Genomic DNA, 7,235 nt, shown 5'->3' with positions numbered 1-7,235 from the left:
TCTCTCCATTGACCACAGATGATCTGCAACTGTGATAGACTCTCAAATATGTACGCATCCAGTACATCTTCCCTGAAAGTCCTATTGAATCGTTCTATGTATCCATTTTTATTAGGTTTCCCCAGAGGTATAAAAAGAAGCTTAACACCTTTAAGTTCACAATATAACTTCAACTCGTTCGAAGTATACTCCGGGCCATTATCTACTCGTATCTGCCTGGGATAGCCATGTTCATAAGCTAGTCTTTCCAGTACACGTATAACCCTGCCCGATGGAAAACTTAACCCAGGTTCCACGGCCAATGCCTGCCTGTTATAATCATCAATGATGTTGAGTACTCTAATTCGTCGACCGTCTTCCAGTGAATCACTCATAAAGTCCATGCTCCATGTGTCATGTGGTACAATAGGTTGGTTTAGGCAATCTTCATACACTTTGTTGATGCGCTTTTTGTACTTTCTCCGTAATCCCAGATTAAGACTGCGATACACCCTAAGCACCCTTTTCCTGTTCCATTTTAAGCCTTCCTGCCTGATTTTGAGATAGTACCAGTCAAATCCCCGGGTTGTATATTCCTCTGCCAAGCTCTTTAGTTTTTCTTCTACATTACTGTCGTTCTTCACGCTTTTCCTGTAATACAGAGAGCGTGACAAGCAAACAGTATGGCATAACTTAGAGATGTTTGATGAATACTTATCCTTGAGATATTGAATGGCTCTTTTCTTACAGGAAGGCTTTACCACTTTTTTCCCAGAACATCTTTTAGCATAGTGTTTTGAAGTGCCATATCTGCGTACATGCGCTTTAACTTGGCATTTTCCTCCTGTAGTTCTTTCAATTCTTTGAGTTGACTGGCTTCCATTCCAGAATACTTCTTACGCCAATTGTAAAAGGTACCTGTATTGATGCCCAGTTCTCTGCTAATTTCTTCTACTGAGCGGCCGGCTTCATTTTCCTTGATGGCCTTGATGATCTGACTTTCGCTAAATTTTGACTTCTTCATTACAATATTAAAGTTAGTGTTTTTTCCTATTTTAACATTGTCCCATTTTTTGGGAAGTCTTCAGTGTAATCAGTTATATTTTTTGAATGACAACTTTTTAATTTACATTTTCTCGAATTGCTTGCGGGTGGTTTTAGTATATAGGAATTACACCTCTATTTTCTTTTGTAGCTGACCATTGGACTTGATAAACAAAACCGTCAATTTGGTCGAGTAATAAGAAATTGTATATGCTTTCTGTAGGATAGAGGGGTAATTCTGCCGTTGATTTCTTTTTGTTTACCCACAAGTGGAATTGAATTTAAGATTATTTCACCACTAGCACCAACTTCTTCTACTGTAAAGTATACTTGCCACATTCTTCCATTTCGAGTGTCCAAATTGATAAAAGTCCAATAGTTTTGAGTTGGAAAAAGTTGGTAAGCCGGATTTTACTCTATCTCCTTGGTGATTTCAGAAACTTGTTCCTTTTGATTTATATTGACTTTTGGTATGCAAAATATATTATATAAATCACTATATATTAAGCAATTACATTAAATATTGATTGTTTTAAAATTCTAAAAAATAAAATTTTGCTGAGTTTTTGCTCGGTTTGGTAGTGTAAACTGAACTCTGTTTGCTGTCCTAGCTTGATGATCAGCGTCCCCACCAAATGGCTAGCTGACCAAGTCGAGATATTAAACAGTCAAGCTCCAGTTATGCAGTGAACTAGTCCATTTCTTCTCACATAGTCTTAGTAGCCAAAGTACACCAGTTTTAGCAAGGCCATGTCCGAAGAGAAGGCTCCTTTCGTTTTGGTGACTTCTCGTATTTGTCTGTAATAGACTTCAATAACATTGGGAGTATAGATTAGCCTGGGTATCGGAGCTATGTATTGAGGAGTAGGTGGTCAGCAATTTCCAGTTTTTCTTCCATGACCTGCAGACAATTGGATATTTGCTGCCCCATTTTATCGATAAGCCCTCCAACTCCAAAGAAGTCTGTTCTTTTGTATTAGCTTTGTAGACTTGTTTTAAGTCTTTCATATGGCGTCCTTGATAATTACTTTGTAGTCATACAAAAAAATAGCTGATCATATTCTGGTGAGCTTTTTTTAATAGAAATTACCTTTGAGTGATTCAATGGCTCATCAAAAAGTGTAATATTATTGATAATAGTACAAACAACATACAGGGAAAATGGATTATGATACGATTAAGTCTCTGATAAACAATGTACTCTAGAACTTCATAATTAAGTTATGATAAACTTCTATGACCTTTAACTTTCCAATTGTTTTACAATAAGTTAAACAAAGCATGTTTTTTGAAAAAAAACATTTAAAAACTAGTTGTTATCAAAATTGTGTTTTTTTTTGTGCTTTTAATTCATTCGCATCACGAAGTATCACTAAATGCATACAGATCAAATTTTGCAATTCGTCTCGAGTTATAATCAAGGTTATAGAAACTCTGAGATCTCGTACTTGATTGATGCTGAAGTAAAAAGTTTGTTGATTGAAAAATTTGAGCAGAATAGATCCAAAGATGTAAGATCTATTTTTGATTATCCATTACTTCCAGAGATAATAAAGAATAATTCATACCTTCTGGAGGCTGGGAATACTCCTTTGTGGAAGCTAGAATCTCTTAGTGATTTCTTTAAATTGGAAATATTCTTGAAATGTGAAAGCAATAATCCAAGTGGTTCCTTTAAGGATCGAGAGACTGTGTTGCCACTTTCTATAGCCTGGGAGAAGGGTGAAGATCATTTATATATATATTCTTCGGGTAATGCGGCATGTTCAGCAGCTTACTATGGAAAAATAAACCACAAGAAAATTACTGCTATAGTACCAGGTGATATTTATCCGGAAAAGCTTTCTTATATTATCGAGTTAGGAGCAAATGTCATTATGCTCGGAGATGAATTGACTGTTTATGAGGAAGGTTATGAAACCTATCAAAAGGCTTTACAAATTCTTCATCCGAACAACTCCTACAAGGACCTTTCTGTTAACAATATTTATAGAAACGAGGGGGGTAAAACGATTTCTGTAGAGTTAGTTGATCAATTAAATGGTGTGCCTGATTTTATCATTGCTCCCACTGCAAACGGCAGTTTAATAAGCGGCGTCTGGAAAGGACTCACGGAACTCTACGAGATAGGCTACATTCATACTTTGCCACAGATCGTATCGGTGGGAGTTGAGAATGCGTCACCAATTTATGATGAGATCAATGATTTAAAGAAACCCAAAAGGACTGGCAAAGATAAAAACTATGTTGTTGGTAGTACACTCGCTGCTTCAAAAAGTTATGATATGCACTTCGCGATCAGGGCAATCAAGGAGTCTAATGGTCACGCTCTATCTTGTAGTTGGGAAGAAATTGTTCAGGCCTATAAGAAATTTGAGCATTTGGAGTCTGACTTAATAAAAAAAGAAAACATTATTCTAGAACCGAGTGCTATGACACCTTTTGTCGCCTTGGATCAACTTAGAATGGATGGTCGCTTAAAGCCTAATATGAAGGTTGTTTTGTTGGGTACTGGGGATGGACACAAATCGCTAAGTTTACTACAACCTTTATTAGGTGAATTACCGGTAACCAATAAATTAATAGGTCAAGATTCTAATCAGATACCTTCTAACAAGAAAGATAGAAATCTAATTAAAATAAACAACGATCTTGAGAGTTTATTGATTGAGCTCCAAAAACTGTCCTAGTTTAATATGCAAACATTTCACATTTATTCTGAGAGTACCGAACTCCAGTCGGTAGTTATAGGTACATCCAGGCAGTTTAGGGCAGATCAGTCGTATGTAGAGTACATAAATAAAAAACAAATAGATACAAAACCTCCTACTGAAGAGGTTCTTCATAGTGAACTGCAAGGCTTCAGGGATGTTCTCATTTCACGAGGGATTGAGGTATTTATACCTACGGCTATTGGAAGTTTCGTTCCAGATCAGCTTACCCCCAGAGATATTGGTTTTATAATCGGGGATAAGTTGGTAATTAGCAATATGAGTTGCTCAAGCCGTAGATATGAAGTCTTCGGTATATTGGAAACTATCAAATTATTCGATTTATCAGATAAAAAGGTTCTTATTCCGGATGCAGATGTATGGATAGAAGGTGGTGATGTAATTGTTGATAAAAATTGCATTTATTTAGGACAATCCAATCGGACGAATAAAAATGGACTTGACTTTATCAGAAGACATTTTTCAAGAGATTTTGATGTTTTTCCTATTACTGTAAACGATCATGCGAATGAATCTAGATTTCTTCATCTGGATTGTGTTTTTAATCCTGTAGGCTCTTCTCATGCGCTTTTTTTTCGTGATGGGGTGATTGATATTCCTGATAGAGTGTTAAAGAATTATGAGATTATCGAGATAGATGAGTATGAACAAGCAGAACTCGCGACTAACATACTGACTATTTCTTCAGAAACCGTAATAGTAAGAAAGAGTGAAAAATTAAATAGGGTTAACACACTGTTGAAAGCGCATTACGATGTAATTGAAATTGACTTCTCTTCTGTCGTTGCAACTGGTGGCTCTTTGAGATGTGCTTCATTACCTCTAATCAGAAAATGAAAGCGACCATTGTAATATTAATGTTTCCTGAAAGAGGGGCTTTGAATGCAAGTTTCCAACTTGCTAGTCAACTACGTAGCAGAGGACATGAGATTCTTTATCTCACGAATGATACATATGCGGATCATGTACGAAATCAGCAGTTTAACTATAGGTTATTTGATCTTAATAACTTCTATGATGCACTTATCCAAGATCAAAAAGCAGTGAAAGTCAAGCATAAAAAAATTATAAAGAAAGTTCGCCAGTATTTGTCTTTATTTAGGTTGAGAAATCAAATGCTGGAGTCCTTTTTAGATAAACAGTTTGAATGGTTGAACCATAAAAAAGTAGATTTATTGCTTTTAGATCCTATCCTATTCAATTGTTCATTACCATTCCTAAAACGATGTATTCCTATTGCTCATCTTAACACTACGTTTGCAAGTTACATCAATTACCATATCCCTCCCGTATTTTCAAAGCTGATACCATCAGATAATCTTTCATTTACAGATCCCATCATTCATTTTGCACAATGGGTTAAACTATACATAAAGACCATTATAAAAGATCTTTTGTGGCATGCTAAATACGGTCTTAGGCCTACTCGTACAATAAATACACTCAAGGGTAAAATCAAACGAAATGGAGGGAAGTATAAATGGGGAGAGTATGGGTATCGATTAATTACTCACGAGTTAGTTCTAGCTAGTAGCCACTTAGAATTTTGTCGCAACCTTAGTACCCTAAATCACACGTATATAGGTAGTAGCGTGTACCTTGATCGAAAAGAATTTGAATCTTCTCCACCCATAATTAAGAAAAGGGAGAAACTGATGTATTGTTCATTAGGTTCTTATAGTCATATTTGGCTTAAAAATAGTAAGTCCATTTTTCAAGTAATAATTGAGGCCATGAGGGATAAGCCTGAATGGGACATAATTATTCAGGTGGGAGATATTACTGCTTTCGATAAGGCTGACCTTCCTCAAAACATTCAAATTGTTAAATTCATTAACCAAATACATGTGCTTCAACAGGCAGATATAGCCGTCACCCATACTGGCTGTAGCTCATATAAAGAATGTGCATTTACCGGTACTCCAATGATTATCATCCCATGGAATAATGATGGATATGGAAATAGTGCTAGAGCAGTATATCACAAACTTGGGATGAGAATAAATATGAAGGCGCTGACGTCTGAAAATTTTAAAAAAACATTAGAACTACTCATGCTTGATGAGTCAATTAGAAAATCTGTAGAAAAAAAGAAAAGGAAGTTGATTGCAGAGAATGATTGCAGGTTCGGCATCAAGTATATAGAAAGTGTAATAAGAAAAATACATAATGATTCCATCTGAAAGAGAACTTATTCAATATTTCGGTATCGCCACTCCCAGGTTTGGGGAAAAGACTGACCTCTTAAGGTATCAATCTAATCCTGAATATTTGTTATCAGGTCCCACATGGAAACCTTTTCAAGAATCAGAGGCCTCTGAGCTGTTACGAAACACTCTGGCAGGGGCTGTAAAAAAGTATGCAGACAAAGTGCAGAAGATTGGGATCATGCTGTCGGGAGGTTTTGACTCATCTGTGCTGGCCTACCTTTTAAAAGATTACGGGGATAAAGTGATTTGTTATGTCAGTGAGTTTCCTGAGTTTGAGGGAATTAACGAAATAAATTTCGCCGTCCAAATGGCTCTGCAATGCAAGTTTCAATTGAAATCTGTGAAGGTTGATTATCAGCTTTTCAAACGGTTGACGGATGAGTTGGTGGAACATTCGAAAAATCCTATCCCAACTTGGACTAGCGTAACACAACTTGCTATATCAAATCAAGCAAAAAATGATGGTTGTGACCTTTTGATATCTGGTCTTGGTAGCGACGAACTGTTTGGTGGATTTTCTCAAATGGGCTCTGTTTATGAGAAATACAAATCTTCAAGTCCAGCTGACTATTGGAATAGTATTAACACTGCCATAATAAATAATGGCAATCTTTTTAAGGGTAATATTTCTATTTTTTCGTATGATGAACTTAATGTTCTATTTCCAGATATTTTTGAAGAAAGCATCATAGATAATCCTATTATTGAATTTTACAAAAAGAATCATCAACAAATGCCAAACCTGGATGTAAGTCCATTTATGAGCTTACTTGAAAGAATTCAAAGAATTGAAAAAGTGCTTCTTCCAGATTTTTCAATCTCTGAAATGATCTCCGGAATTCCAATTATTTATCCATTCCTTGAGGATGAGGTTTGGTACAACTTTTTAAAGCTGCCGATAGAACTCAGATGGAAGTTTAACCATAATACCAATTTGAAATATTTCTACACTGGCTTTGATGCAATTGATAAATACATATTAAGATTCACGTTTCAAGATGAAATTCCTCCTGCAATCCAAAAAAGGAAACCAATGGGCTACACCACACCATTCGCTTGGTGGATAACAAGGGAAGACTATTTGGATGAGGTTCGGAAGACCATATTGGACTGTCCTTACTTCGATATGATTAAGATAAATAAAACATTTCTGCATTCCTTTTTAAGTCTTAGTCAATATGCTCCTGCATTAGACGTTCAATGGAAACAACCATTCAAAATATGGATGCTATATTCGTTTGCAGTTTGGTATAATAAATGCGTTAAATAA

7 protein-coding genes are annotated in these 7,235 nt (G+C 35.9%); 4 read left to right on the top strand and 3 right to left on the bottom strand.

Features of this window, described 5'->3' with window-relative positions; genetic code table 11:
* From JMN32_RS27650 to JMN32_RS27760, 3 genes are all read right to left on the bottom strand, one after another.
* Positions 1-623 (bottom strand): DDE-type integrase/transposase/recombinase (locus tag JMN32_RS27650; RefSeq protein ID WP_202857121.1); only part of this gene is annotated, 623 nt, incomplete at its 3' end.
* Between the two features lie 113 nt (positions 624-736).
* Complete coding sequence (locus tag JMN32_RS14760; protein WP_202857120.1) at positions 737-1,003, bottom strand: transposase; 267 nt, start codon at positions 1,001-1,003, stop codon at positions 737-739.
* 830 nt (positions 1,004-1,833) lie between these two features.
* Complete coding sequence (locus JMN32_RS27760) at positions 1,834-2,031, bottom strand: transposase (protein WP_202857119.1); 198 nt, start codon at positions 2,029-2,031, stop codon at positions 1,834-1,836.
* Between the two features lie 440 nt (positions 2,032-2,471).
* Here JMN32_RS27760 and JMN32_RS14750 point away from each other — a divergent pair, with 440 nt between their 5' ends.
* The 4 genes from JMN32_RS14750 to JMN32_RS14735 are packed head-to-tail and all read left to right on the top strand — an operon-like array spanning position 2,472 to position 7,235.
* Complete coding sequence (locus tag JMN32_RS14750; protein ID WP_202857118.1) at positions 2,472-3,713, top strand: pyridoxal-phosphate dependent enzyme; 1,242 nt, start codon at positions 2,472-2,474, stop codon at positions 3,711-3,713.
* Positions 3,714-3,719: 6 nt separating this feature from the next.
* Entirely contained in the window at positions 3,720-4,592 is an 873-nt protein-coding gene (locus JMN32_RS14745) for a dimethylarginine dimethylaminohydrolase family protein (protein WP_202857117.1), read from the top strand.
* Positions 4,589-5,938, top strand: a complete 1,350-nt coding sequence (locus tag JMN32_RS14740) for a glycosyltransferase (RefSeq protein WP_202857116.1) — start codon at positions 4,589-4,591, stop codon at positions 5,936-5,938. The genes JMN32_RS14745 and JMN32_RS14740 overlap by 4 nt, the downstream gene beginning before the upstream one ends.
* On the top strand, positions 5,925-7,235 hold the full coding sequence (locus JMN32_RS14735) for an asparagine synthase-related protein (protein ID WP_202857115.1): 1,311 nt from the start codon (positions 5,925-5,927) through the stop codon (positions 7,233-7,235). The genes JMN32_RS14740 and JMN32_RS14735 overlap by 14 nt, the downstream gene beginning before the upstream one ends.

This window comes from Fulvivirga marina (assembly GCF_016775155.1).
Taxonomy (GTDB): Bacteria; Bacteroidota; Bacteroidia; order Cytophagales; family Cyclobacteriaceae; genus Fulvivirga; species Fulvivirga marina.
The sequence above is the reverse complement of the archived record's forward strand: the minus strand, read 5'-3'. Positions and strand labels throughout refer to the sequence as shown.

What these genes read in the sequence shown, in the direction of transcription:
- JMN32_RS14760 (WP_202857120.1), bottom strand. Translation starts at nt 1,003, where the DNA reads ATGAAGAAGTCAAAATTTAGCGAAAGTCAGATCATCAAGGCCATCAAG.
- JMN32_RS27760 (WP_202857119.1), bottom strand. Translation starts at nt 2,031, where the DNA reads ATGAAAGACTTAAAACAAGTCTACAAAGCTAATACAAAAGAACAGACT.
- JMN32_RS14745 (WP_202857117.1), top strand. Translation starts at nt 3,720, where the DNA reads ATGCAAACATTTCACATTTATTCTGAGAGTACCGAACTCCAGTCGGTA.
- JMN32_RS14740 (WP_202857116.1), top strand. Translation starts at nt 4,589, where the DNA reads ATGAAAGCGACCATTGTAATATTAATGTTTCCTGAAAGAGGGGCTTTG.
- JMN32_RS14735 (WP_202857115.1), top strand. Translation starts at nt 5,925, where the DNA reads ATGATTCCATCTGAAAGAGAACTTATTCAATATTTCGGTATCGCCACT.